At 42.8% G+C, this 25,856-nt stretch carries 27 protein-coding genes; 15 read left to right on the plus strand and 12 right to left on the minus strand.

The genetic code is table 11. The annotated features are described in order from the left end of the window. The first annotated feature begins 14 nt into the window (after positions 1–14). From asnB to ICN45_RS08375, 9 genes are all read left to right on the plus strand, one after another. Positions 15–1,958 (plus strand): asparagine synthase (glutamine-hydrolyzing), encoded by a 1,944-nt coding sequence (gene asnB, locus ICN45_RS08335; RefSeq protein WP_216175206.1) that lies wholly within the window; start codon positions 15–17, stop codon positions 1,956–1,958. Continuing rightward, on the plus strand, positions 1,958–2,152 hold the full coding sequence (locus tag ICN45_RS08340) for a hypothetical protein (RefSeq protein ID WP_216175207.1): 195 nt from the start codon (positions 1,958–1,960) through the stop codon (positions 2,150–2,152). Before asnB ends, ICN45_RS08340 begins: the two co-directional genes overlap by 1 nt. A 7-nt stretch (positions 2,153–2,159) precedes the next feature. Further along, positions 2,160–3,068: a glycosyltransferase family 4 protein gene (locus ICN45_RS08345; protein WP_216175208.1), complete on the plus strand. Its 909-nt coding sequence runs from the start codon at positions 2,160–2,162 to the stop codon at positions 3,066–3,068. Between the two features lie 137 nt (positions 3,069–3,205). Next, the gene (gene rfbF, locus ICN45_RS08350; protein WP_216175209.1) at positions 3,206–3,970 is read left to right on the plus strand and encodes a glucose-1-phosphate cytidylyltransferase; all 765 of its coding nucleotides are present in this window, start codon (positions 3,206–3,208) and stop codon (positions 3,968–3,970) included. After that, positions 3,970–5,076: a CDP-glucose 4,6-dehydratase gene (rfbG, locus tag ICN45_RS08355; RefSeq protein ID WP_216175210.1), complete on the plus strand. Its 1,107-nt coding sequence runs from the start codon at positions 3,970–3,972 to the stop codon at positions 5,074–5,076. Before rfbF ends, rfbG begins: the two co-directional genes overlap by 1 nt. Positions 5,077–5,116: 40 nt before the next feature. After that, positions 5,117–6,460, plus strand: a complete 1,344-nt coding sequence (rfbH, locus tag ICN45_RS08360; RefSeq protein ID WP_216175211.1) for a lipopolysaccharide biosynthesis protein RfbH — start codon at positions 5,117–5,119, stop codon at positions 6,458–6,460. Further along, on the plus strand, positions 6,460–7,491 hold the full coding sequence (locus ICN45_RS08365) for an NAD-dependent epimerase/dehydratase family protein (protein WP_216175212.1): 1,032 nt from the start codon (positions 6,460–6,462) through the stop codon (positions 7,489–7,491). Before rfbH ends, ICN45_RS08365 begins: the two co-directional genes overlap by 1 nt. Continuing rightward, on the plus strand, positions 7,478–8,278 hold the full coding sequence (locus tag ICN45_RS08370) for a transketolase (RefSeq protein ID WP_216175213.1): 801 nt from the start codon (positions 7,478–7,480) through the stop codon (positions 8,276–8,278). Before ICN45_RS08365 ends, ICN45_RS08370 begins: the two co-directional genes overlap by 14 nt. After that, on the plus strand, positions 8,271–9,164 hold the full coding sequence (locus ICN45_RS08375) for a transketolase family protein (RefSeq protein WP_216175214.1): 894 nt from the start codon (positions 8,271–8,273) through the stop codon (positions 9,162–9,164). Before ICN45_RS08370 ends, ICN45_RS08375 begins: the two co-directional genes overlap by 8 nt. 25 nt (positions 9,165–9,189) lie before the next feature. Here ICN45_RS08375 and ICN45_RS08380 read toward each other — a convergent pair whose 3' ends face one another. From ICN45_RS08380 to ICN45_RS08400, 5 genes are all read right to left on the minus strand, one after another. Continuing rightward, on the minus strand, positions 9,190–10,284 hold the full coding sequence (locus ICN45_RS08380) for an MraY family glycosyltransferase (protein ID WP_216175215.1): 1,095 nt from the start codon (positions 10,282–10,284) through the stop codon (positions 9,190–9,192). 201 nt (positions 10,285–10,485) lie between these two features. Continuing rightward, entirely contained in the window at positions 10,486–11,433 is a 948-nt protein-coding gene (locus ICN45_RS08385) for an NAD-dependent epimerase/dehydratase family protein (protein WP_216175216.1), read from the minus strand. 1 nt (position 11,434) lies between these two features. Continuing rightward, positions 11,435–12,421 carry a glycosyltransferase gene (locus ICN45_RS08390; RefSeq protein ID WP_216175217.1) on the minus strand — a complete coding sequence of 329 codons (987 nt, stop codon included), beginning with the start codon at positions 12,419–12,421 and terminating at the stop codon, positions 11,435–11,437. Beyond that, the gene (locus tag ICN45_RS08395) at positions 12,418–13,686 is read right to left on the minus strand and encodes a hypothetical protein (RefSeq protein ID WP_216175218.1); all 1,269 of its coding nucleotides are present in this window, start codon (positions 13,684–13,686) and stop codon (positions 12,418–12,420) included. The genes ICN45_RS08390 and ICN45_RS08395 overlap by 4 nt, the downstream gene beginning before the upstream one ends. Before the next feature lie 167 nt (positions 13,687–13,853). Then, positions 13,854–14,882, minus strand: a complete 1,029-nt coding sequence (locus ICN45_RS08400; protein ID WP_216175219.1) for a calcium:cation antiporter — start codon at positions 14,880–14,882, stop codon at positions 13,854–13,856. Positions 14,883–14,964: 82 nt separating this feature from the next. Here ICN45_RS08400 and ICN45_RS08405 point away from each other — a divergent pair, with 82 nt between their 5' ends. From ICN45_RS08405 to ICN45_RS08415, 3 genes are all read left to right on the plus strand, one after another. Continuing rightward, positions 14,965–15,327 (plus strand): sirohydrochlorin chelatase, encoded by a 363-nt coding sequence (locus ICN45_RS08405; RefSeq protein WP_216175220.1) that lies wholly within the window; start codon positions 14,965–14,967, stop codon positions 15,325–15,327. 418 nt (positions 15,328–15,745) lie between these two features. Next, positions 15,746–16,108, plus strand: a complete 363-nt coding sequence (locus tag ICN45_RS08410; RefSeq protein WP_216175221.1) for a type II toxin-antitoxin system RelE/ParE family toxin — start codon at positions 15,746–15,748, stop codon at positions 16,106–16,108. Continuing rightward, complete coding sequence (locus ICN45_RS08415) at positions 16,105–16,425, plus strand: helix-turn-helix domain-containing protein (protein WP_216175222.1); 321 nt, start codon at positions 16,105–16,107, stop codon at positions 16,423–16,425. Before ICN45_RS08410 ends, ICN45_RS08415 begins: the two co-directional genes overlap by 4 nt. Before the next feature lie 90 nt (positions 16,426–16,515). Here ICN45_RS08415 and cobA read toward each other — a convergent pair whose 3' ends face one another. From cobA to ICN45_RS08430, 3 genes are read right to left on the minus strand one after another with little or no spacing between them, the layout of a single operon-like run. Further along, complete coding sequence (gene cobA / locus ICN45_RS08420) at positions 16,516–17,319, minus strand: uroporphyrinogen-III C-methyltransferase (protein ID WP_216175223.1); 804 nt, start codon at positions 17,317–17,319, stop codon at positions 16,516–16,518. 47 nt (positions 17,320–17,366) lie between these two features. Then, complete coding sequence (locus ICN45_RS08425; protein WP_216175224.1) at positions 17,367–17,939, minus strand: DUF934 domain-containing protein; 573 nt, start codon at positions 17,937–17,939, stop codon at positions 17,367–17,369. Further along, on the minus strand, positions 17,936–19,678 hold the full coding sequence (locus ICN45_RS08430; RefSeq protein ID WP_216175225.1) for a nitrite/sulfite reductase: 1,743 nt from the start codon (positions 19,676–19,678) through the stop codon (positions 17,936–17,938). The genes ICN45_RS08425 and ICN45_RS08430 overlap by 4 nt, the downstream gene beginning before the upstream one ends. Before the next feature lie 176 nt (positions 19,679–19,854). Between ICN45_RS08430 and ICN45_RS08435 the strand changes: the two genes are divergently transcribed. After that, positions 19,855–21,144: a serine hydrolase domain-containing protein gene (locus tag ICN45_RS08435; protein WP_216175226.1), complete on the plus strand. Its 1,290-nt coding sequence runs from the start codon at positions 19,855–19,857 to the stop codon at positions 21,142–21,144. A gap of 544 nt (positions 21,145–21,688) precedes the next feature. Then, positions 21,689–22,183: a helix-turn-helix domain-containing protein gene (locus ICN45_RS08440; RefSeq protein WP_216175227.1), complete on the plus strand. Its 495-nt coding sequence runs from the start codon at positions 21,689–21,691 to the stop codon at positions 22,181–22,183. A 135-nt stretch (positions 22,184–22,318) separates the two neighbouring features. Here ICN45_RS08440 and ICN45_RS08445 read toward each other — a convergent pair whose 3' ends face one another. From ICN45_RS08445 to ICN45_RS08460, 4 genes are read right to left on the minus strand one after another with little or no spacing between them, the layout of a single operon-like run. Beyond that, positions 22,319–22,690: a hypothetical protein gene (locus ICN45_RS08445; protein ID WP_216175228.1), complete on the minus strand. Its 372-nt coding sequence runs from the start codon at positions 22,688–22,690 to the stop codon at positions 22,319–22,321. Positions 22,691–22,729: 39 nt separating this feature from the next. Beyond that, positions 22,730–22,954 (minus strand): hypothetical protein, encoded by a 225-nt coding sequence (locus tag ICN45_RS08450; protein ID WP_216175229.1) that lies wholly within the window; start codon positions 22,952–22,954, stop codon positions 22,730–22,732. A 30-nt stretch (positions 22,955–22,984) separates the two neighbouring features. Next, the gene (locus ICN45_RS08455) at positions 22,985–23,905 is read right to left on the minus strand and encodes an amidohydrolase family protein (RefSeq protein WP_216175230.1); all 921 of its coding nucleotides are present in this window, start codon (positions 23,903–23,905) and stop codon (positions 22,985–22,987) included. Positions 23,906–23,920: 15 nt separating this feature from the next. After that, positions 23,921–24,925, minus strand: a complete 1,005-nt coding sequence (locus ICN45_RS08460) for a Bug family tripartite tricarboxylate transporter substrate binding protein (RefSeq protein WP_216175231.1) — start codon at positions 24,923–24,925, stop codon at positions 23,921–23,923. Positions 24,926–25,033: 108 nt separating this feature from the next. Here ICN45_RS08460 and pcaD point away from each other — a divergent pair, with 108 nt between their 5' ends. Continuing rightward, complete coding sequence (gene pcaD / locus ICN45_RS08465) at positions 25,034–25,849, plus strand: 3-oxoadipate enol-lactonase (protein WP_216175232.1); 816 nt, start codon at positions 25,034–25,036, stop codon at positions 25,847–25,849. The last annotated feature ends 7 nt before the right edge of the window (positions 25,850–25,856 follow it).

Genomic DNA, 25,856 nt, shown 5'->3' on the forward strand with positions numbered 1-25,856 from the left:
GATATAAATATCTGATGTGTGGAATCGTCGGTTTTCTATCTTCTAATCAAGAGCTTTTTGGTGATGCCAAAGAGGCTCTTAGTGGCATGATAGATGCAATTCGTCATCGGGGCCCTGATGACCAGGGGCTTTGGTTTGATAGTGGCCAATTGATTGGAATTGGTCATGCTAGATTATCAATTTTAGATTTATCTTCTTTAGGTCATCAGCCAATGGGCTCTGTTAGCGGGCGCTATCAGATTGTATTCAATGGAGAAATATACAACCATTTAGAGTTACGTAAAAAATTGCCATCTACTTGGAGGGGGTCATCTGACACTGAAACTTTGCTGGCTGGATTCGAAGCTTGGGGCATTGTCGAGACTATTAAAAAGTGCGTTGGTATGTTTGCTTTTGCAGTTTGGGATAGTTACTTAGAATGCCTAACCTTGGGTCGTGACCGTATTGGTGAGAAGCCGCTTTATTATGGCTTGCTAAGTCGCAATGGTTTTAATTTATTCCTGTTTGCTTCAGATTTAAGGTCACTTAAATCGCACCCAATGTTTAACGCGGAAGTTGACAGGGATGCTTTGTGTTTATTTATGCGTTATGGATATATTCCTTCGCCATATTCTATTTACCAGGGTATAAAAAAATTAAACCCTGGAACTTTAATAACAATTACCAAATCTAATTTACATCAATATTCTGAGCAGTATTGGTCACCAGACTTTATTGAAACATCAAGAGACAATCGCGTATCTCCAGTAGATTCTTGTAAGGCGGTTGAAAGACTAGATTCATTGCTGAATATTACAATAAGTCAAGAATCAATTGCCGATGTTCCTATTGGGGTTTTTCTATCGGGTGGGATAGATTCATCTGCTATCGCTGCGATTTTACAGTCTCAAACCGCTATGCCTATTAATACATTTACAGTGGGGTTTGAAGAGGCTGGATTTAATGAAGCAGATTCTGCTGCTTGTATTGCAAAATATTTGGGTACTTCACATGAGGAGTTGTACGTCACATCAAGGCAAGCATTGGATACCGTTCCATCTATGGCAAAAATTTTTTCCGAGCCATTTTCTGACCCTTCTCAAATCCCTACATATTTACTGGCCAAATTTGCAAGAAAAAAAGTTTCGGTTGCGCTTTCTGGTGACGGCGGAGATGAGTTATTTGGGGGCTACAATAGGTATTTGTTTACACAGAGATTTTGGAGGTGGATATCAATCTTTCCAGTCGAAAGTCGTCGACTAGTTGCTAATTTGCTTTTGAGTGCAAGCCCAGATAGGTGGGATTCTATAATAGCTTCTCTGAACTGGATAGCGCCGACTTTTTTGAAGGGTGCGAATAAGGGCCCCTTGATTCATAAAGGGGCCAATGTTCTGGCCTGCGAAGACATAAAAAGTCTTCAAATTGAAGCGATGTCTCGATGGAAGAATCCTGAATCTTTGGTAATAAATGGGCGCGAACCGATTCTAAAATCTTACGATGAGGCTATCTTAGATTCTCACAGTGGTTTAGAGCGAATGATGATTTCTGATATTAAGTCTTATTTGCCCGATGATGTTTTAGTAAAGTTTGATCGTGCGACTATGGCTGCATCGCTTGAAGGTAGATCTCCATATTTAGACCATCGAGTAGTAGAGTTTGCGTTATCTTTGCCGTTAGTGCTTAAATTTAAAAACGGCGAAGGCAAATGGATTCTTCGTAAAGTGCTCGAAAAATATATGCCAAGAGATTTAATCGATCGTCCGAAAATGGGGTTTGGTGTTCCAATTTCTGAATGGCTACGTGGTCCACTTAAAGAGTGGGCATCGGAGCTGCTTGATGAAACTAGATTGCGACGAGAAGGCTTCTTCCAAGCGGAGCCAATAAGAGAAAAATGGCTAGAGCACTTATCTGGTAGGCGTAATTGGCAAGATTGTTTGTGGACTGTGCTCATGTTCCAGGCGTGGCTGGAAGAAAATTGATGTCAAGACAAAAGATTTTGTTTGTGGTAACCGAAGACTGGTACTTTGTTAGTCATCGCCTTTCTTTGGCTATTGCCGCTAAAAAAGTAGGTTTTGAAGTTTTAGTTGCTACAAATGTAGGGGCTTATGGTGAACTGATAAAGTCGCATGACCTCGAATTAATCCCCTTAAAGTTATCTAGAAGGGGGGGGTAATCCAGTTTTGGAAATATGGAAATTGGTGAGTTTGTATTCAAGAGTTTCCCCGGATATTGTTCATCAAGTGGCATTAATTCCAGTATTTTATGGTTCTATTGCTGCAATAATTACAAAAGTTCCTAAAATTGTTAACGCAGTTTCTGGATTGGGCTGGTTATTTACCTCTACCGGAATATTGGCTGGAGCTATCAGATTATTATTTATACCCCTCTTCAGTCACTTGCTTTCCAACCCGCGTAGTAAAAATATAGTACAAAATCCAGAAGATGGCTCTTTGCTGGTAGCTGCTGGCGTACCTCAGAATTCGCTAACACTCATTCGGGGTGCTGGAGTTGATATTAATAAATTTATCCCCTCTGTTAAAAAACTAGACACAGTTAATGTGGTCATGGTATCCAGAATGCTTTGGGCAAAAGGAGTGCATGAATTCATGTTAGCAGCAAAAATTTTAATGAATGAAAATATTGATGCCCGATTTATTTTAGTTGGTGGCATTGATTTAGGGAATCCCACATCCGTTCCAATTAAAGAGCTTGAGAGCTGGAGTAAGCGAGATGGATTTGAATGGTGGGGGAAAAGGTCTGATATCCCTGAGGTTCTTAGAGATGCTGATATTTTGTGTCTTCCATCATATTATGGTGAGGGTGTACCCAAGGTTTTACTCGAGGGGGCGGCAGCTGGTTTACCGCTAATCACTACAAATACCCCGGGCTGCAAAGAAGTAGTTCAAGATGGATTTAATGGCATTCTCATACCGCCTAGGGATGAGAATGCTCTTGCTAAAAGCATTAGGAAATTAGTGATGCATAAAAATTTAAGGGAATTAATGGGTTCAAACGGGAGAGAAAAAGCTATTAGAGAGTTTTCGGATGAGCTAATTATTGGTCAGACACTATTGCTTTACACTAAGTAAAACAATCAGTTTTCTTTTGGACTACTCAGGTAGGTATTGTTATTTATATATAAATATTCTTTCTTGTAGATTGCGCATATTTCTTTTTAACTTGTATGAAGAAATCTGAGATCGTAAGTTTAAATTGAGGGTAAATCATGAAGGCAGTAATTTTAGCGGGCGGTCTTGGTACTAGGATTAGTGAAGAAAGCATTATTCGTCCGAAGCCTATGATTGAGATTGGTGGTATGCCGATACTATGGCATGTTCTAAAGATTTATTCATTTCATGAAATACACGACTTTGTCATATGCTGTGGTTATAAGGGCTATATGATCAAAGAATATTTTGCTAACTATTTTTTACATATGTCAGATGTAACGATTGACATGAGTCACAATTCTATAGAAGTGCACCATAGAAAGGCTGAGCCCTGGAAAATTACTCTTGTTGATACTGGGCAAGACACTCAGACAGGTGGTCGTCTTAAGCGGGTGGCTCAATATTTATCTGAAGATTTTTGTATGACCTATGGAGATGGGATCGGATCAGTGGATATATCGGCTTCTATTGCATTTCATAGACAGCATGGAAGATTGGCAACAATGACGGCTGTTCAGCCTCCAGGGCGGTTCGGCGCGTTGGATCTTGATGCAACTGCTATTAAAACTTTTAATGAAAAGCCGCAAGGTGATGGTAGTTGGATTAATGGTGGTTTTTTTGTACTTAATCCAAAAGTGATTGATCTTCTTGAGTCTGACGAGACTATCTGGGAGAGGGGGCCATTAGAGGCCTTGGCAAAAGAGGATCAACTCCAAGCATATTTTCACCCGGGCTTTTGGCAGCCCATGGATACTTTGCGCGATAAAACCTATCTTGAGCAGTTGTGGGCCAGTGGCAACGCTCCATGGAAAACTTGGTAATGAGTTTAAGTTCGCGTGGAGAGGTTAATCCGCAATTTTGGTCCGGCAAAAGCGTCTTTTTGACTGGCCATACAGGCTTCAAAGGTGGCTGGATCAGTGTGTGGCTCTCTTCAATGGGTGCAAAGATAACTGGTTTTTCTCTTGCGCCAAATACCGATCCCAATCTTTTTGAAGTGGCAGGGATAGCTTCCTTGTGTGTGAAATCCCATATTGGTGATATTCGTCATCTTGATGATTTACGCAATGCGATGTTGACAGCTGGTCCTGACATTGTGATTCATATGGCGGCCCAACCTTTGGTGCGCTACTCTTATAGCAATCCAGTCCAAACCTATGAAACTAATGTGATGGGTACGGTGCATGTATTAGAGGCCATACGTTCCTGCAAATCTGTTAAGTCGGTAGTGATCGTTACCACTGATAAATGTTACGAAAACAAAGAATGGGTTTGGGGCTATCGTGAGAATGAGCCTATGGGCGGCTATGATCCATACAGCAACAGTAAGGGCTGCGCAGAGTTAGTAACTTCAAGCTATCGCCAGTCCTTTTTCCCAGAAAAGGACTATGTTAAGCATGGCGTTGCTATTGCATCGGTGCGCGCTGGCAATGTAATTGGCGGCGGAGATTGGTCGTTAGATCGACTGGTACCTGATGCTATCACCGCATTTGAATCCGGAAAGCCTTTAATGATTCGAAATCCTTTGGCTACCCGTCCTTGGCAGCATGTTTTGGAGCCTTTATCGGGCTACTTGGTCCTGGCACAAGCTTTATATGAGCAAGGTGCTATATATGGTAACGCTTGGAACTTTGGGCCAATCGATGCAGATACACGATCGGTTAAGGAGGTTATTGAGCTGCTTATTGATCAATGGGATGGAGCCGCCGCTTGGAAGCAAGATGGTTGCCCTGCGCCACATGAGGCGCAATCTTTGAAGCTCGATTGCTCAAAAGCTCGTGAAGAATTAGCATGGACTGCTCGCTGGAGATTAGAGAAGGCTATCAAGGCAATCGTGCAGTGGCAAGCAGTCTATCGAGGGGAAGGCGACGTTCGCTCAATGATGCAGTTGCAGATTAACGACTATTGCCATTCAGGACGCTCTATCTAATTGAGCTCTTATTTCAATCATTTTCTAAGTAATTAAATTTATGGCCGAAACCACTTTTCCTACCAATCAATTTGCTAAAGACAAAATTCGTAAACAAATACTAGATTTGGTTAAAGAATACTCTGATCTAGAATTTGCTCCCAAAGCTTTTATCCCAGGGCAAACAGTTGTACCGCCCTCTGGGAAAATGATAGGTACTGCTGAGTTGCAGAATATGGTGGAAGCCTCTTTGGATGGCTGGCTAACTACAGGGCGCTTCAATGACTTATTTGAGAAAAAATTAGCGCAGTTTATTGGCGTTAAGTATGCTATTACAGTCAATTCTGGCTCGTCTGCGAATTTAGTAGCTTTTTCTGCACTGACATCACCTAAATTGGGAGAGCGTGCAATCAAACAAGGCGATGAGGTTATTGGCGTTGCAGCAGGATTTCCTACAACGGTAAATCCCATCATTCAATTTGGTGCAGTGCCCGTTTTTGTGGATGTTGACCCGCTTACTCACAATATCGACGCCTCCAAAATTGAAGCAGCTATTAGCTCCAAAACTAAAGCCATTATGCTGGCCCATTCATTGGGGAACCCATTTAATTTAGATGTTGTTACGGCACTTTGTAGAAAGTACAACCTTTGGTTAATTGAAGATTGTTGCGATGCATTGGGTACAACTTATAAAGGCCAAATGGTGGGTACTTTTGGTGATATTGGAACCTTAAGTTTTTATCCTGCACATCACATTACTATGGGCGAAGGGGGTGCTGTTTTTACCAACAACCATCAGCTCAAACAAATTGCTGAGAGCTTTAGAGATTGGGGCAGGGATTGTTATTGCCCCCCAGGTAAAGATAACACTTGCTCAAAACGTTTTGCGTGGCAGTTGGGCGATCTACCTTTTGGCTATGATCACAAGTATACCTATAGTCATTTGGGATTTAATCTAAAAATTACTGATATGCAGGCCGCCTGTGCTTTGGCGCAGCTGGAAAAAGCACCGGTATTTATACAAGCTCGAAAAGATAATTTTATCTTCTTAAAAGAGCGCTTAAAAAGTTGCGAAGATTTTTTACAACTTCCAGAAGCAACTGAAGGTTCCGATCCATCTTGGTTTGGCTTCCCAATTACATTGAAAGAAGATTGCCCAGTCTCAAGAGTTGATTTGACAGCCTATTTAGATCAACAAAAGGTTGGAACTCGCTTGCTTTTTGCTGGCAATCTTACAAGGCAGCCTTATATGGCTAATGCTAAATATCGTGTTGCTGGAGATCTGACTAATACCGATATCGTTATGAATAATACTTTTTGGATAGGGGTGCAGCCTGCATTAACCAAGGAAATGCTTGAATATGCAGCTTTGAAAATTGAAACTTATCTCGGTATAAATTTTTAATGTTCCTCTCACCCGCTGAAGATCTTAAAGATATAGAAACCCACTTGGGTTCTCTAGTAGAGCAACTTCAAAATAAGACTATTTTTTTAAGCGGGGCTACAGGCTTTATAGGTAAATGCCTAGTCGAGGGTCTAGTATGGCTAAATAGATCCAAAGGATTAAATTTATCAATTCATTCAGTCTCTAGAAATCCAGAGAAATTTTTTTGTGAGTACCCTCACTTTCGGGAATACTCTGAATTTTATTTACTCTTTGGAGATATTCGCGACAGAGATATTTCATTTTCTGGTATTGCAATTGATTTTGTAATTCATGCGGCTACAGATGTTGTTGGTAAAGTCGAATCAAGCGATCTTTTCGGTACATGTATCAATGGGACTTCTAACGTTTTAAATCTTGCAATCAAAAATAAATGTAAAAATTTTTTGTTATTAAGTTCGGGTGCAGTATATGGTCGGCAACCGATTGATTTAGAGGGGATTCCAGAATCATATGAAGGTGCAATCAATTTGAGTTCTTCTGGATCTGCTTATGCACTCGGTAAACAAGGTTCTGAATGGTTGACTCAGCAGGCAAGAAATGAGATGGAGGTGAAAATAGCGAGATGCTTTGCTTTTGTTGGCCCATATTTGCCTTTAGATCAACATTTTGCAGTTGGCAATTTTATACGTAACGCGATTTCAGGTGAGGATATTAAGATATTGGGTGATGGATTGGCATCTAGGACCTATTTATATACCTCAGACTTATTCATTTGGCTACTCAATATATTGCTAGATGGTGAAAATGGCGGCGTATGGAATATTGGCGGTGATGAAGTAATCTCTATTGCAGATTTAGCTCTTATGGTGGCTGAATTAATTAACCCAAATGTAGGTGTGCAGGTTTGTCAATTACCCTCTGGAAATCCTCATCGTTATATTCCTGATATTCGGAAGGTATCGATTGATATGGGACTTGCTCCAAGAATTAACCTTCGGCAAGCCATCCAGAAAACAGCTGATTGGAATAAGCGATATGGTAAGTACTAGTTGGGAATTAGCAAAAAAAGTAAGAATAGATTCTCTTAAGATGGTTGCTCGGGCTGGGGCATCGCATATAGGTAGCGCGCTTTCAATAGCTGATATTGTCGCCGTTCTTTATGAGAATATTTTAAATGTTGATTCAAAAAGTCCCATCAGTCAAACTAGAGATAGATTAATTTTAAGTAAGGGGCATGCATGTGTAGCAATTTATGCGGTCCTAGCTAATAAAGGCTTTTTCCCTGCGGCAGATCTGGAGAGTTATGGGCAGGACTATTCCTTCCTAATGAATCATATTAGTCATAAAGTGCCTGGGGTTGAGTTTTCAACCGGATCCTTGGGGCATGGTCTACCTTTTGGTGCAGGGAAAGCGTTTTATGCAAAGAAACATCATGAAAAGTGGCAAACTTTTGTAATCTTGGGCGATGGTGAGATGGACGAGGGCAGTAATTGGGAGGCGCTAATGTTTGCTGCCCATCATCGATTAAGTAACCTAACTGCAATTATTGACTATAACAAGCTGCAAAGTCTTACTACGATTGAAGAAACCCTATCAATTGAGCCTTTGGCGGATAAACTAAAAGCATTTGGTGCAATGGTTTTGGAGGTTGATGGACACTCCCATCAAGAGTTACTTCATGCTTTTAAGGAAAGGGCCAATCAACCTAAAGTAATTATTGCTCATACCATTAAAGGTAAGGGTGTTAGTTTTATGGAAAATCAAGTGCTTTGGCATTACAGGTCTCCCAGTGAGGAACAGCTCAAAGATGCTATAACGGAGATAATTAATGCGTAATGCCTTTATTGATGAGTTGGTGGCATTGGCAGCCATTAATCCTAATATTGTTTTAATGGTTGGAGATTTGGGTTTTTCTGTCGTAGAGCCTTTTCAAGATTTATTTCCAGATCGGTTTATAAACGCTGGAATTGCTGAGCAAAATATGATGGGAATGGCTGCGGGATTAGCGTCCGAGGGTTGCCATGTATTTGTGTATTCAATAGCAAATTTCCCAACTTTTAGATGCGCTGAACAAATTAGAAATGACGTTGATTATCATAAGCTCCCCGTGACTATAGTTTCTGTTGGAGGTGGGCTTGCCTATGGTAATTTGGGATATTCTCATCATGCAGTCCAGGATTATGCTTTGATGAGAGTGATGCCAAATATATTGATTGCAGCCCCAGGCGATCCATTTGAAGTTCGTGGTTGCTTGAGATATTTGGCTGCTAATCCCCAGCCTTCATATCTGAGGCTTGGTAAAGCGGGGGAAAGGATTTTTCACAATAAAATACCTGAGCTTGAGCCAGGCATTTGGACCAATATATTTAAAGCCGATCAGTCCAATGGTGAAATTTTTCTAACCACAGGCAATGGCCTGCAGATTTCAGCTCCAATGCTGGACGGCATTAAAGAGCCTGGCTGTGACTTATATACGTTACCATTATGGGGCATGTCCGTTAAATCACTTCAGGCCAATCAGATCCCTGACTGCAATGAACTTTACACCGTAGAAGATCATTTGCTGGATGGCGGCTTTTCTTCCTGGATTCTCGAATCATTAATACAGTATCCAAATCTCATATCAAGGGTCCGTCCGAGAGCATTGACGGATAATGTCTGTAGTGTGGTTGCTAGTCAGAAGGAATTACACCGTCTAGGCGGTCTAGGGATTTTAAGGTAGGGCTTACTCCACCCTCTTCTAGCATTTATTTTCTGGATATTAGGAAGGCAGGCACTTTGTGCCGTACTATCGACCAATATATCCATGCATAGGTTATTGCAAAAAGAAGCACAAAGCCTTTAAGGATTAGGTGGTATCTCCAAAACAGTACCGCCGGAATAACTGCAAATAGACATAGCAACCACAAGTAAGGCGATGTCATTGAATTTCTATATGTTTGCTTCTGGGTATCCGATCCATTGTCGCCCCAGCGTACAACACGTCGATAAATAAGTTGATGTAAATGAGAGGCATCTGGCATACCAGGGTGTGATCTTTTTAGAATCACTCGTCGATAGATCGTGAACAGAGTTTCAAAAATGGGGTAGATACACAAAAGCAGAGGGAACCATTTTGATACTTCCGCATGCCTGGCAGTAAGCAGTACTGAGAGTTCGGCAATCCAAAAGCCAATTAGGTAAGCCCCACCATCACCTAGGAAAATAAGACCTCTAGGATAGTTCCACACTAAAAATCCGAGGATTGCACCAATCAAAGCTAAGGCTGCAATCATGATTTGGTGATCGCCAACTTGAAAGGCTACATAGGTAAGTCCGCATAGAATAATAATGGCTACCATGCTGGAGAGGCCGTTGTAACCGTCGATAATATTAAAGGCATTTGCAACTCCTGCCACCGCAAAGCAGGTGATACCAATTGCAAAAACTGGATAAGCAAGCATTAAGTTATCAATGCCAAAAAGCTGAACTGATGTAAGCCATCCTCCCAGTAGGTGCCCTGCAATTCCGGCTGCAATAAAGCTGGCAATTAAACGAAACTTGACTCCAATTTTCTTGGTAACGTCTTCTAAAAATCCAGATAAAAATACTGGTAATGCAGAAACAAATAGCAAGAGCCCAAAATTACCTACAGCTTCATTTTCAAAGCGGCGAGCAAGCAAGGCGGACAAGAGTCCGAATAATATGCCAAGACCGCCAATTCTGGGGACTACGCGAGTATGGAATTTTTGAATTCCATTGATATCTGAGTCTGCGCTAAATTTGCCATGTATGTGATTATTGCGCGCGATCCACAGGGTGGTCAGAAGTGAAACTAGAAAAGATATGGCTAAAACGCTCATAATTTCTAGATAAAGTATGTTTTCATATACATGGGACTATTTTAGTGTATCGATTAAGTAATTCTTATTTGATAGGGGATGCTAAAAAAGACTATCAATTTACTGAGCATAAAGTCATTATAAATACTAAAACAGCTCTAATTGAGGTATTTCATTGGGGCTTATTGGATTTGTATAGATGTTTATAAGATGCTGGGGTGCTTATTGAGGATTATTGATTACGTTCACTTTATCTTGTTGGATTAACAAGAGAAGCCCTGCGATTCCCTCGATGAGGTTTGTTTGGCTACCGGATGAGGTAGTTGGTCCTAGTTCCGACTTGAACTGCACCACTCGTTGATATTGAGCGCTCTTCACATCCGCTTGAGTAACGATTCGTAAGTTGCGTTTTGATATTCTTCGCAGAATAGAGATGATTTGCGCTATGGATGTTGATATACCTGAGGCAATGATCTTGATATATATGCCAGAGGTTTTCTCGAGATGACTTACTGAGTAGATGATTTCTTGGGCAGCAACTTTGGCGCTGGTATAGTCGCGCATTGTTTCTAGAGGTACATAGATATGAATGACTTCATTAGATAGCGCTCTACGTACCATCTCTGCCAGTAAGCCTTGTTGTTTGCCGTTCTTTTGTTTGAAGCCATAGAGTGTCGTAATGCGACAAGATATGACAGTAGTGCCCATTTGATTCAATACGTTAACAATGGATTCTTGTGCTAATTTGGTGTGTCCATATGCATTGATAGGGGAAGGTTGGGTTGATTCATTAATTGGATCATCGTGTTTTCCTGCATAAATAGCACCTGCTGAGCTTGCAAATACAAAGGTTCCAGCATGTAGAGTCAGCCTTTCATTTTTTAGTAAATCAGTTACGACTGCTTGCAGAATATCGGTTTCATCTTGCAGCTCTTCTGCAGTACTATGCATGGTGCCAATACCTGCAGCCCAATAGATTTTCCATTCCCCATGCTGGGCTTGTGATGCAAAAGCGCTTACTGCCTTTTTAAATTGTGCACAAGCAAGCTCTTTGTCATCCCAACTAAATCGGGTTTGAGGATCAAACAGATTATGTGGGTGTTGTGATAACTCTTGGTAAAGGGCGCTACCTAATAAGCCTCCTTTACCAATCACCCAGACTAAAGCCATTTTATTTAGCAGGTCTCGTGGGCTTTGATGTCACCACATAGAGTGGCTTGCCCATCACAATGGCGGTAGTGAGGGCTAGATATTCGGCCACAACACCAAGCGATAGCATGATAAGGCCAGAGAAGAAAGAAATAATGATGAGCAAAGAGGTCCATCCCTGAATAGGAGTGGATTCAACAAATTTGGAATAGAGTGCGTACCCCGATAAAAAGAGTGCAAGCAGAAAAGAGACGCCACCCATGATGGTGATGAGTCGTAGGGGTCTAGTGCCTGAGGTCAGTACCATTCTCCAAAAATGGTTTAGTAGCATGCCAAAAGAATAGCTCGAAGGCCTTTCTTCTCCTCTGAGCAGCATTGGTGCATAACCTACGCGATTGGCAATCCAAAATAAAGCCACATCTAAGTACACACCATTGCCGCAATAAGCAGCCAGGATTCTGGCGATCTCACCCTCAATTAAACGAAAACTATTAAAAACGCCACTTCGGTACTGCGTTCCCAAAAATTGGACCGCTAACTTTTTAGCAAACTTACTGCAGAAGTTTCTAAACATTCCATGCGGGGCTGCATTGGTAGGTTGGGCATAAACAATTTGGTAATTACCGGCTAAGGCAATATCTAACATAGCCCCGATTTCTTTTGGATCTTGTTGACCATCTTCATCCATCGTCACTACCCAGCTAGCAGCGGTACTTGCCATACCCGCTAAGGTGGCGGCATGCTGACCAAAGTTACGAGACAACCAAATGGGTTTAACAAAATCATACTCAGATGCAAGATCTTCAAGAGTGCGATCAGAGCGATCGGGGCCGCTATCGTGTACCAGTAATACTTCTTTAATAGTGAAGGCAGTCCCATTCGGCGATAGATGCGGGCCATTTGCAAAGGCTGAAATCTCTTTTATCAGTCCAGGCAAGCTCTTTTCCCCGCGATAGACCGGTATGACTACCGATACAGTTAAAGCAGAAGGGGCGATTGATGAATTCATTGAGGTACCTTGAGGTCGATCGGGGGATTGGGTGTCTTGGTGGGGTAGTAATAACCTATTTCTGTCGCACGTTTGAGAGTAGTTACAGCATACTCTAAAGAGGGATGCTGCAAAACACCGCTTTCTAAATCTTCATAGCGTGCGGCAATGTTTTCTTGTCCATGAGAAAACCAGTAGGAAAAAATGACTAATGAAAGAAAGAAGCCAACTCCGAGTGAACGCATCCTCATCTTTATAGATGATGCACTAAACAAACAAGTTAAATACACAATCGAGGTAAATATCAGTGAGTAAGTGGTGTAGCGACTACCTTGCCCAGTGCGAATACCAATAGCTCCCCGAGTAATCGCATTCGTCATTGCGGTAACGAGAAGATAGACTGTTAGCCAGAACAAGAAAGGATATTTGGAGTATAAAAATTTCCATTTAAAGAGAAGAAAAGCAGTAAAGGCAATTCCCAGCCCAATGGAGAATTTATAGGTGTTGCCAATATTTCCTAAAAACCCCATCGCATATGTAATCAAATACAGCGGAGACTGCAAGGCCAGAAAGACGTTCGGATGAGTTGCCGGTTGAACATAACCTAATAGTGGAAAGTAGATAATAAAAACAGTTCCCACTACTAATACGCTAATCAGTAGATTGCGCCACTCTTTTTTGGAGAGGTAGTAGAGGAAGATCACTGGCACAACACAAATTCCGCCTCCAGCAGAAAAAATGGCACAAGTAAAAAAGCTGAGTGTCAGAGTAATACTTCCAGAGACTAAGTAATAAATCGATAAGACGCAAAAGAATACTTGGAAGTAGTGTTGCACACCCGCCATTGCCATCGTCATTAACTCGTAATGCGATAGACACATCATTCCAATCAGGATTGGTGAAAACTCGACAAAACTCACTTGATTCTTTTTGGCATATTTCCAGAAAAGAAACACGATGAGAAACCAGCCAATATTGCCAATCCAAATCATCCAAACAAAATCAAACTTTCCTGTGAGTAAAACCATCAACAGGCTAATCACATTATCCAAAAGGATTCTGTGCTCATTATTTTGATTAAATAAGTGCAGAAATTGTTGCGGGAAAGTGAGATCAGGCAGTGGATTTAAAAAACCAAAAATGGCATCAAAATCATCCCGATAGGGCATTCCACTAGAGTATCGGTGAATGATGTACAAATGAATGGCGGTAGCAAATAGCGAGAACCCTATGGCACACCAAAGATAGATGGAGCGTGGGCGATAGTGGGTCAGGCTTGCGATCATTTTTCCATTATATTGTTGCCAATGTAGCCTCAAGTGCTATTACCCAAGCGCCCGCCATATAGACATCAACCCTAGCAAATTCATTCCCTAGGGCCCCTATTCTTCAAAAGGTAGTTAACTTTCTTTTGAAGGTCTATGGTCGCTAAGCCCCTATTTGGTTCCTGTTCTTAAGGCACCAAACTCAAAAATAAGTACTCGAAGAAGATAATCAGATGCACTACACCTTGCAATAGGGTGGTTCTACCAATCGCTAGTGTTAAAGCCCCAATGAAGAAGGTTAAATACATCAGTGTCATATTGAGTTCACTGATGCCTAGAGTTAAGGGTAGTTGAAAGACAATCGCAATCGCAGCAATCACCGGAATGGATAGTCCAATACTGGCTAGGGCTGAGCCTAGCGCTAAGTTCAAACTGCTTTGTAGGCGATTGGCTCTGGCTGCTCTTACTGCAGCGTAGCCCTCTGGTAGAAGTACCAGCATGGCAATCGCAATACCTACAATCGTCTTTGGGGCTCCTAATGCGGCAACGCCTGACTCAATTGCTGGACTCAGCAGCTCTGCCATCGCCACCACAACAATCAATGAGAGTAATAGTAAAACCACGCTTATGGCAGTTTTGGCATTACTTGGCTTTTGCGCATGAAAGTTGATATCGGTTTTCTTATCCTGCGCTTTAGGCAGGTAGTAGTCACGATGGGTAATTGTTTGAAAAAACAGAAAAGCCATATACAGGGCAAAAGAGGCAATACCAGCAAAGGCAAGCTGACTCTTAGTGAAATCTGGTCCTGGGGTGCTGATGGTGACTATGGGCATAACTAAAATGAAAGTAGCTAAGGCAGTGAGGACTGCTAGAGCAGAGTTTGTACCTTCATTACGGAAAGTCATTTCATGATGCTTGAGGCCGCCAATAAAGATGCACAAACCAATCACACCATTAATCACAATCATTACAGTAGCAAATACAGCATCTCTTGCAATAAATTCTGAGCCTTCATGGCCTGTCATCATCATAGAAATAATTAAGGACACTTCAATGACGGTAATACACATGGCTAGCACTAGAGTTCCATAAGGCTCTCCTGTTTTGTGGGCAACCACTTCAGCATGATGAACTGCTGAAAGAACGCCGCCAATGAGCATTACTGCCATGAGAGCAATAACCCAAGTTTGACTAGTAAGCTGAGTGAGATTTGACATGGATGAGCTTATGTAAAGTGTTGATTCATGAATGCTATTAATATTAGCTAATTATCAAGGCATTAAAAGGAATTTGGAAAAAATGAAGGCAATCATCTTATTTGGGCATGGCGCTAGAGATCCTCGGTGGCGTGAGCCCTTTGACAGACTGGCTGAATTATGGCGTCAACAACATGCTGAGACACCAGTAGAACTTGCCTTTTTAGAGATGATGCAGCCTTCACTAGAGGAAGCGGTAGCCAGCTTAAGCACTCAGGGCGCTACTCAGATTACGGTAGTACCTGTTTTTTTTGGACAGGGCGGACATCTACGCAATGACTTTCCAGTACTACTAGATGCCTGCAGGGCAAAGTTCCCTGCAGTGACCTTAAGCGCGACGCCAGCTGTTGGCGAGGATTTGGCCGTCTTGCAGGCTATTGTGGATTTTGGGGCTAGAAAAACATAGTATTAAATATTCAATAAAAGAAAAATGATAAAAGTAATTATTCGCACCGATAGGGTTGAGGATTTCTTTGAGCGCGCCAGAAAGGCCGCTCAAAAAAAGTGACCATGGTGAGCCATTCAATCAGTCAGTCACGTTTTCGTTTAAAGACCCACATGAGGCGTTGATGGTTCTCTCCGAAGCCCGAAGTCTTTTATTGCTTGAGGAAGATTTAACTCAGCCCAACGACTCAGGGCAGCAAAGTTCAAGTAAGCTTTTTTAGTCGAAGGTGGGGCTTAGCCTACTTTCCTTCAATAAATTATTAAAGCATTGAGATGGGTATTTGTGCCAGATCATCTCCCGCTGACGACTCTTCAACCCCTCTTGGATGAAGAGATAAAGTTTTAATAGAGGGTTTACTTTATACCTATATAGGTATAATATGTCGAACTCTTTAAAACCACTGTATTGGATTGGCTCTTCTAAGAAGGACTTAATATCTTTACCAGAATTGGTTAGGGATATTGTTTGCTATGCCTTGCACTTATCGCAAGATGAAAAAAAACATGTTCAAGCTAAGCCTTTAAAAGGGTTTGGGGGCGCAGGGGTTTTGGAGGTAGTTGAAGACTATCTTGGTAATACCTATCGAGCGTTCTATACGGTAAGGCTAGCAGATGGGGTGTATGTGTTGCATTGTTTTCAAAAGAAATCGACCAGCGGTATTGCCACCCCAAAACCGGATATGGATTTAATTTATGAGCGCCTAAAGGTTGCTCAAGAGCATGCGAAAGGCAGTACAAAATGAATGCAATTGAAATTAGTAGTGGTAACGTCTATGTTGATCTGGGTGATGCCGAAGCAGATGAAATGTTGGTCAAAGCCCGCCTGGCTTTTAAGATTGGTGAAATCATTAAGCAACGCCACTTAACTCAGATTCAGGCTGCTGAGCTTTTGGGGCTTACTCAACCTAAGCTCTCTGGTTTATTGCGTGGTCAATTTAGAGGTGCGAGCGAAACAAAAATGCTCGAATGCCTAAATCGATTAGGCAGAGATGTGCAAATTGTGATTCGTAGACGATCGCGCTCTCAAGTCAGTGGGCATACCAGCGTGGTGTTTGCCTAATTTATTAGCATTAACTGAGTCTTACTATGGGTAATTACAGACTGATCTCAAGTGCTTATAGGCGGGATTGAAAAAGCCTCTATAACTATATTAAGAGGCGGCTAATTTCAGACCTTGCACAGAGAAGCTCAATTCACCTTCTTTAGTGCTTGCATTACTCAAAGCTTCGCCAACCATAATTAGGGCTGGCGAGCTGCTATCAAACCATTGATCTGCTTTGCCAAGAGCGAGCTCACCTAAAGTACTAGACCACTGACGCTCACGCGGTGTGCTGACTGCTTCTAAAATTTGTACTGGTGTATTTGTTGTTTGATTGGGGCTTTGCTCAATGAGTTGTTGTGCAATCTTGGTGGCATCTTTACGGCCCATGTAATACACCAGAGTATCCGCAGTTGGATTACTCATGGGTTGGATTTGGTCTCCACTTTCATTTTCAGTAGCTTGCGCCAAAGTAATAAACGCCACACTTCTTGAAATACCCCTTAAGGTAAGCGACTGCTGAATGCTCGCTGCACCAGCTAATGCAGCAGTGATTCCGGGAACCACTTCTACTGCAATTCCCGCATTTTTAAGAGCTTGGATCTCTTCATCGGCTCTGCCAAAGAGCATTGGGTCCCCACCCTTAAGGCGCACGACTATTTTGTACTGCTGGGCCGCATCGATTAAACGCTTATTAATAAAGCGCTGAGCAGAAGAAAGCTTGCCACAACGCTTACCTACAGGCACTTTCACTGCGTGTTTACAAAGTTCCAACATCTCGGGTTCCACCAAAGCATCATGAAACACAATGTCTGCTTGCTCAAGTAACTTAGCGCCACGCACGGTAATCAGATCAGCAGCGCCAGGACCAGCACCAACCAAATAGACTTTACCGAGAATTGAAGAAGGTTTCATGATGAATAATTTGTTTTGATTTAAGAGTGCTGATTAATGTGTGCTTATTACAGTACGCTCATTACAGTACGCTTATCACGCCAACTGTTTTGTGTAGTCACACTAAAGAGATCGAATTGCTTTTGCGCTACAGCCAAATCTTGATCTTGGCGTAACTCAAAGCTATCAAAACCCACTCGGGCACCTTGCAACAGTTGATCAATCAATACATCACCAATCATGCGGATTTCTTTATTCCAGCAAAGGCGATCACGCAAGATCGCGGCAGTGCTAAAGCTTCTGCCGTCCCTAAAAATAGGAAAGTGCGCTGCTACTAAAGGCCAATACTCTTTACCTTCTTCAATCAGATCAGCATGTTTTAGAACATCCTCATCGGCAGCAAACCAAACACCAATCTCCCCATTTTTAGCTTTTGTCAGTACATTGGAGTTTGGTTGGTGCGCATGAAAATGACTGCGCCACCAGGTAAATGGTACTAAGACCTTATGTGAGCCATGGTCTAGATCAGGGGGCGTAGAATTTGCACCATCGTCTTGGCTGCTCCAGACCTGCCATTCATTGGGAGCAAGACAGATCTTGCCACCTAAAGGAAAGTGCAAGATATGCTGTTGTGCGCTCATGATGCAGTCCCAAGTGATTTTTCAGCTTGGTCTTTATTCTTAGTGTTCTCGCCCTTATTCTTGTATGCAGCCTCTTTAAACGGGACCACACCTAAACGATGATAGGCTTGGATAAAAGATTCATCCTCACCGCGATTACTGACGTAGGTATCAATGACATTGGTGATGACATCAGGGATTTCATCGGCGTAGAAGGAGGGGCCAATGACTTTGCCAATAGCCGCATCGTTGCCTTGCTCACCGCCTAAGGTAATTTGATACCACTCTTCACCGTCTTTATCGACACCCAGCACGCCAATATTGCCCACGTGATGATGCCCGCAAGAATTAATACAACCCGAAATATTTAAAGAGATATCACCAAGATCAAATAAGTAATCAAGATCATCAAAGCGCTCTTGAATCGCTTTAGCAATTGGTAAAGATTTGGCATTAGCGAGTGAGCAGAAGTCACCCCCAGGGCAGGCGATAATATCAGTCAGCAAGCCAATGTTTGGCAGGGCTACATGTTGCTGCTTGGCTGCTTGCCAGAGTTCAAATAATTTCGCCTGCTCAACATCAGCGAGAACGAGGTTTTGCTCATGAGTAACCCGTAGTTCACCAAAGCTATATTGATCTGCCAAATCAGCAATGGCATTCATCTGAGCCGTGGTGGCATCGCCTGGAGCAACAGTGCCATGCGGTTTAAGGGACAGAATCACGCTAGCATATCCTGATACTTGATGGGGCTTCACATTGCGCTCTAACCAGCGAGAAAATGCTGTTTTTTCTGTTTTAGTTGCGCTCGTAAGTACTTCTTCATTACTCAGTGAAGGCAGAGTTTGATACGCAGGCTTAGTAAAGTGCTGAGCGACACGATCCCATTCTACTTTCGTGAAATTATCATCACTATTCTGAATCTGTAACCACTCACCTTCAACCTGGCGGGCGAATTCTTCTGGGCCTAAAGCTTTTACCAAGATCTTGATACGGGCCTTATAAATATTATCTCTTCTGCCAAAGCGGTTGTACACACGCAATAGAGCAGTAAGGTAGCTTGGGAGCAATTGCCAAGGTAGGCCTTGTTTAATCAAGGATCCTAAGATAGGTGTACGCCCCATACCACCACCGGCATAGATGTTTGCTGTTAACCCATTTGTGAGTTCACCAGGATTTACATCCTTATTTTTCTGGAGCTCAATACCTACGTCATGGCAAAGTAAAACGGTACGATCTTCTTTGGCACCATTGACTGCAAACTTAAACTTGCGTGGTAGGTGGGCGAATTCAGGATGAAGGGTGGACCATTGGCGCAGTAATTCACAAACGGGGCGGGTATCTACATACTCATCTCCAGCAACGCCTGCAAAAGCATCACTTGTAATATTGCGAATGCAGTTGCCTGATGTTTGAATGGCATGCATTTCTACTATAGCAAGGTCAGCCAAAATGTTGGGAGTGTCTTCAAGAGTGATCCAGTTGAACTGGATATTTTGACGGGTAGTGAAATGCCCATAACCCCGATCGTATTTCTCAGAAATATTTGCTAAGGTTCGCAGTTGCTTTGAACTTAAAAGACCATAAGGAATGGCAACCCGCAGCATGTAGGCATGGCGCTGGTGATAAAGACCATTTTGTAGACGTAGGGGACGAAACTCTTCTTCGGCCAAAGTACCATTAAGGCGGCGGGCAACTTGATCTCGAAATTGGGCAACCCGTTGGTCTACCAGGGTTTGGTCAATATGGTCGTATTTATACATAGCCCACGATTGTCACGGATTTTCAATATTGCTACAAATACTCAAAAGTCGGCTCTATATAACCTTTAGCTATATAGAATAGAAAGTGAATTTGTACTTCAAAAGTCTGCTTCAATACCTTTAAAGGGTCCACACCAAGACGAGCCCCATAGAAAATAAAAAATTTTGGAGACAACATGAAGAAATTACCGCTGATTAACCTATCCATCGCCCTAGGTGCTTGCTTGCTTCTCTGCTCACCGCTCTTTGCGGCCGATATATCAAAAGCACCGTTACCGCTAAGTGCTCCTTTAGGCCAAGGATTTAGCCAAGATGGCCTCAAAAGAATTGATACTTTCTTTGCCGATCAAATCGCTGGCAATAATATGGCTGGCGCAGTATTGGCGGTATCTAAAAATGGCAAGTTGGTAATCTATAAGCCATACGGCTATCTTGATAAGGCCAATAACAAACTCATGACAACAGATGCCATTTTTAATTTGGCATCAATGACCAAGGTAATGGCTTCAGTGAGTGCCCTCACTTTTTATGAAGAAGGCAAACTTCCATTAAATGCACCGATCTCCAATTGGTTGCCACAATTTAAGGATATGAAGGTCGGCCAAGTAGATGCCGATGGAAAGCTCAATTTAGTTCCTGCAAAAAATCCAATCACCGTCCAAGACTTGATGCGCCATACCAATGGCTTAACTTATGGCGGCCGCGGCGCTACTCCAGTGCATAAGACATATCCGGCAGGTTCTGCGCCAGCAGCAGTGCAATACACCGCACAAGAATTTATAGACAAATTGGCTAGCAACCCCTTGCTCTATGAACCAGGCACTGCTTGGGACTATGGATTTGGCCTCGATGTGCTCGGCATTATTGAAGAGAAGATAGCCGGCAAACCCTTGGGTGCAGTAATGCAAGAGCGCATCTGGAATAAAGTGGGGATGCCGAACACTACTTTTGACCTTGCGGAAAAAGATCGTCCACGTTTAGCGCAACCATTACCAATAGATCCATTGACAGGTAAGCCACAGAAGGTCGATATCCATACGCAGAAAGTAAAGTTTGATTGCGGCGGATCATGTGCGTACTCAACAGCTGGCGATTACATTCGCTTTGGTCAAATGTTGCTCAATGGTGGAAGCCTAGAAGGTAAAAGAGTATTGGGTCCGCAAACAGTTGCCTTTATGACATCAAACCATCTCAACAAAGACATTAAAAATAATGTGAGCGGCACTGAGCCAGGCCGTATGGGTTATGGATTTGGTTTGGGTGTAGCGGTACGCACTGATAGGGGTCTTTCAGCTATCAACGGTAACGTCGGGGATTTCACATGGAATGGCGCCTATGGAACGATTTTCTGGGCTGATCCAAAAGAACAGATGGTGGTTGTCATGATGGGTGTGGCACCGGGAGAAATCCGCAAGGTACACCGTGAGCAGCTCAATGCTGTGATTTATGGGGCGCTAGAAAAATAGTTAAGGTAAGTACTCATTATTAGAGTATGGTTTTTCTGCTCTTTAAAATAAACGCAGTCACTAAATATGACTGCGTTTTTTTATTCTTAAATTTTTTTCAAGGAGATCGACATGATGTAACTAATTAATAACAGTATGAGGAATTTGTTATGTCGAGAACATTCAGACGCAAAAATCAACAGCATGAATATGTCTGGGTATTAAAAAACTGGGATGTATTTTTTAATGGCGGGCCCACTATATTTCATAGCCCTAATTCTGCTGCTGGGCGAAAGGCAATTGCCGTCTTTCATTCAGATGCACAGGTCACCATGGCTAGTTCAGCGCCTCGTTGGTATCGAAAGGCATTTGAGCACAGACGCCGCACAAGAAATAACAGGGTAATGAGGCTTTGGCTTAAGGGTTTGGCTGATCCTTTGTTTGAGGCGCGCCATAGGCACGATGCAAATTGGTCATGGTGGTGAGTGGGTATTTTGTTGATTTTCTATAATATATGTTTCTTATAGTTTACAAATTATAAATAAAGTATATAATAAGAAACATAATGGAAAAGACCATAAACCAGTTGAGCACTCCAAACCCGCCTTATTTGGTGCGATTGGGCGCTCAAATCACGGCTAGAAGAAAGGTGTTGCGGGTTCGGGCGCAATCTTGTGCGGGGGCTGCAAATATTTCTAGAGTGACCCTTCATCGTATTGAAAAAGGTGAGCCATCAGTAAATATGGGAGCTTATTTACAGGTATGTGAAGCGCTGGGATTGCATTTAGCTTTACTACCCCTAGGTCTTCAGGAGGCTCCAGAAAATCACCCGAATCTCAGTGAAGATCCTGATATGCCACACATCTGCATTAAAGACTACCCGCAATTAAAAGCCTTATCTTGGCAACTTAATGAAGAGGAGTATTTGACAGATGCCCAAGCAATGTCAATCTATGAGCGTAATAAACGCTTCTTGGATTTAGATCATATTGATGATCGTGAGAGGGCGCTTATGCAAAGATTGGTCAAGAACAATAGTATGGAGCAATTGATTGTATAAACGAGAACACCATCAAAATATTGCAAATGTACTAGGGCAGCTCACTTGGCGATCTTAAATAAGCAGCTTGATCAAAATTTAAAAGATATTGACCATATTTTGGCCCATCTTAAAGAAAAGTAATCGCCTATCTCTTTAAAACCGAAATTCCCGATAGTACCTATAGAGATTGGCAATGGATGCAAAGCCCAAAATCACAATCAGGACGGCAAATAGGTAGTCGATCGTGAGGTAGGTAAAGATTCCTAACTGGATCAGAATTGCTAGGCCTATAAAAGCACCAATCGATCCAAATGCGACGAGCTTAAAGTTCGGAATAAAAGCACCCAGGGTAATAGCAATAAACACGATATAAAGATCGGATACTAGCTGATCAGCGGTCACAAAAACCGTGTTAGTAAATTCTGGATAGGTCAATTTTCCGATGACAGCAAAGAGCAAAATGGCAGCCAAGATCGCAAAGTTCAACTTTGATTTGATGAGGATGGCTTTAAGTTGATCGTTCATGCGGTTTGATTATTTTGTTTGTATTTTTTTATGTTTCTTTTATGAAGCACTACCATTAAAGACCAAGCTGATGCCTATCCATAACAGTACAAAAGCCACCAGGATCGTAAAGCCAATTTTCTTAAGAAAGTATTCAAGACTATCCATATACGCCTCATCATTGCGACCAAAGTATTGATCAAAGCGTTTCCATACCAGTCGACCTACTACTAGTGGCAGGATCATGGCAACGATGCCAAGAATGACGGTGAGAGTGTTATCCATTGAGAATCATTTCTTTCTTGCTGACCTTGCTTAACGACCGACTGTATTAAATGCCGGAAAGTCATACAGGATACAGGGGTTATCAACCAAGATGGTCTTTCTAAGGGAAGAATCAGCTACCCAGCTAGCGAAGAGCTCACAAAGGTCAGCATCATGGGGCATGTGCTTTTTGACCATGACGTGTGGCCAGTCGCTTCCCCAGACCAGCCGCTTAGGATTTGCCTCAATGACCGCATCATTGAATGGGCGCATATCGATATAAGGAAGATTGCCATCACAGATGCGGTAGGGCCCAGTCATTTTGACCCAAGCCTGTTCATTGCGCATGAGTTCCAGCAAACCTTGAAAGCCTTTGTCATTTACACCATGCTTTGCATGGGTGTAACCAAAATGTCCAAACACTAAATTGACTGGGAAGTTTTCAAACACTTTCGCTAGATTAGGATATTCATTTACGTGCATGAGTAGTTCTAGATGCCAGCCAAAAGGTTTAATCCGCTCTGCTACAGCTTTTAAGGTTTGGATTGGTAGTCCGGCAGTTTTATCAGCAACATCCACAATATTGCAACGCACGCCGCGCACGCCGGCATCATGGAATTCTTGCAAGTACTGTTCACTGACATCTTCTAGATTGTGAGGGATTACAGCAACCCCCCGAAATTGCTTGGGATAGGATTTAAGGGCGGCCAGTAGCGCCCGATTATCGGTACCATACACACTAGGTTGCACTAGTACTGCGCGGTTGATTCCCAACATCGCTAATAGGGCTTGGTAGTTTTCTAAAGTAGCATCCGGCGGAGTGTAGATGCGCTCTGATGCGTAAGGAAATAGATTAGCAGGACCGCATACATGGGCATGACAATCCACAGCCCCTGCCGGAAATGGGATCGAAGGTGATCGAATCTCTGAATCAGGGGCTTGGCACAGTGGCGCTGAAAGATCTTGAATCAAAGTAGGTTGCTATATTTATTGTGGCTCGATGTTGGCTTCAGTAGCAATCTTTTTGTACTTTGCCATTTCTTCACGGACAAATTTACTAAACTCTGCAGGATTCATTGGGGTTGGCTTAATTCCTTTGCTTTCATAAGCCGTTTTTACTTCAGGGTCTTGCATTGCTTGATTAATGTCTAGATTAATCTTTTTCACAATCGCTGGCGGAGTAGCAGCGGGTGCCCAAACACCGAACCACAAACCAATCTCAAAGTTGGGATAACCTTGCTCTGCAATGCTCGGTATATCCGGTACTGCGGCATTGCGAGTTTTGCTAGTTAATCCTAGGGCGCGTACTTTACCGCCCTTAAGCTGGCCAATGGCAGTGTCCAGTGGCGCCATGTAAAAAGCAGTGCGTCCTGACATCGTGTCAGAAATAGCCTCGGGTGAACCTTTGTATGGCACATGAATGAGTTTGATGCCCATGACTTGATTAAAGTATTCGGCAGCTAGGTGGGTAGAACTACCAACACCAGCTGAGGCGAAAGTGATTTCACCGGGTTTGGATTTAGCAGCAATCACTAAATCTCGAATGGTTTGATAAGGACCATCAGCCGCAGTAATCATCACATAAGGCGTTTGCCCAAGAATAGCCACATCAACCAGACTTTTGAGTGGGTCATAAGGCAGCTTTTTAAAAATCGCCGGATTGGCTGCATACGATGCTGACTGAACTAGTAGTGTGTAACCATCGGGCTCAGAGTTCACGACTACTCCAGTACCAATGAGTCCGCCGGCACCAGGACGGTTTTCAATAATGACCGATTGCTTCCAGGTTTCGGAGAGGCTCTTGGCAACGACGCGTCCTGCAATATCAGCACCCGAACCCGTAGTTAAAGGAACTACCATTTTGACAGTACGATTGGGGTAGTTTTGGGCCTGAACAAGAGTTGCTCCAAAGCACAGGCTAAGAGCGAGCATAAGACTGCCCAGAATGGGGGTATTTGGGGCGCGTTGCCCCTGTTTAGATGAGGTGCTCATCTTGTCTCCTTGGTATTTTTATAGTTTTTTCTTGTTTCATCGGATAATCTAACATGCTCTTAAGAATAGATAAATAAAGATTAAAAAATTAGTTAAAGGTAGAAATAAATGACGCAAATGCAAGATAAGCAAACCGTCAAGGCGAATGGCGTAGATATAGCCTATCGTTTTGATGGTCCCAAAGAGGGCCGTGTTCTTCTTGTTGCGAATAGCTTGATGGCCAACAGCAGTATGTGGGAGTGGAATGTCCCTGCATTCGCTGATCGTTATCGCGTATTGCGCTATGACAAGCGTGGTCACGGTGATTCTGGAGTCACTGCTGGCCCGTACAGCATTGCTCAACTCGCAGATGATGCAGTGGGACTATTAGATGCATTAGGAATTGAAAAAGCACATTTCATGGGCCTATCGATTGGCGGCATGATTGGTCAGCAATTGGGTGCGCGCTATCCTGAACGACTATATTCTTTATCGCTGTGCAATACGGCATCAGAAATGCCGCCACGCAGTCTGTGGGAGGAGCGTTTTGAAATCGCTCGCACCCAAGGAATTGCAGGCTTAGTGGATGGCACTATCAAGCGTTGGTTTACCGCTCCTTTTATTGAGCGGGCACCCCAAGATATTGAAAAAGTACGTCAAATGATTTTGGGTACTGATGTCAATGGCTATATGGCCTGTGGCAGCGCAGTGCGTGATATGGCACAAAGTACGATGTTGCTCAAAATCAAAACTCCAACCCTAGTCCTTTCAGGGCGATATGATCCAGCGTGTACAGTAGAGCAGGGCATAGTACTGCATCGTCTTATTGAAGGTTCTCAGATGGTAGTTTTGGAGGATGCAGCGCATTTGTCTAATATTGAACAAACCGCGGTGTTTAACCGTACAGTACGAGATTTCATTGATTCTGTAGATAACACTTTATAGGTAGTTG

This window comes from Polynucleobacter alcilacus (genome assembly GCF_018881545.1).
Taxonomy (GTDB): Bacteria; Pseudomonadota; Gammaproteobacteria; order Burkholderiales; family Burkholderiaceae; genus Polynucleobacter; species Polynucleobacter alcilacus.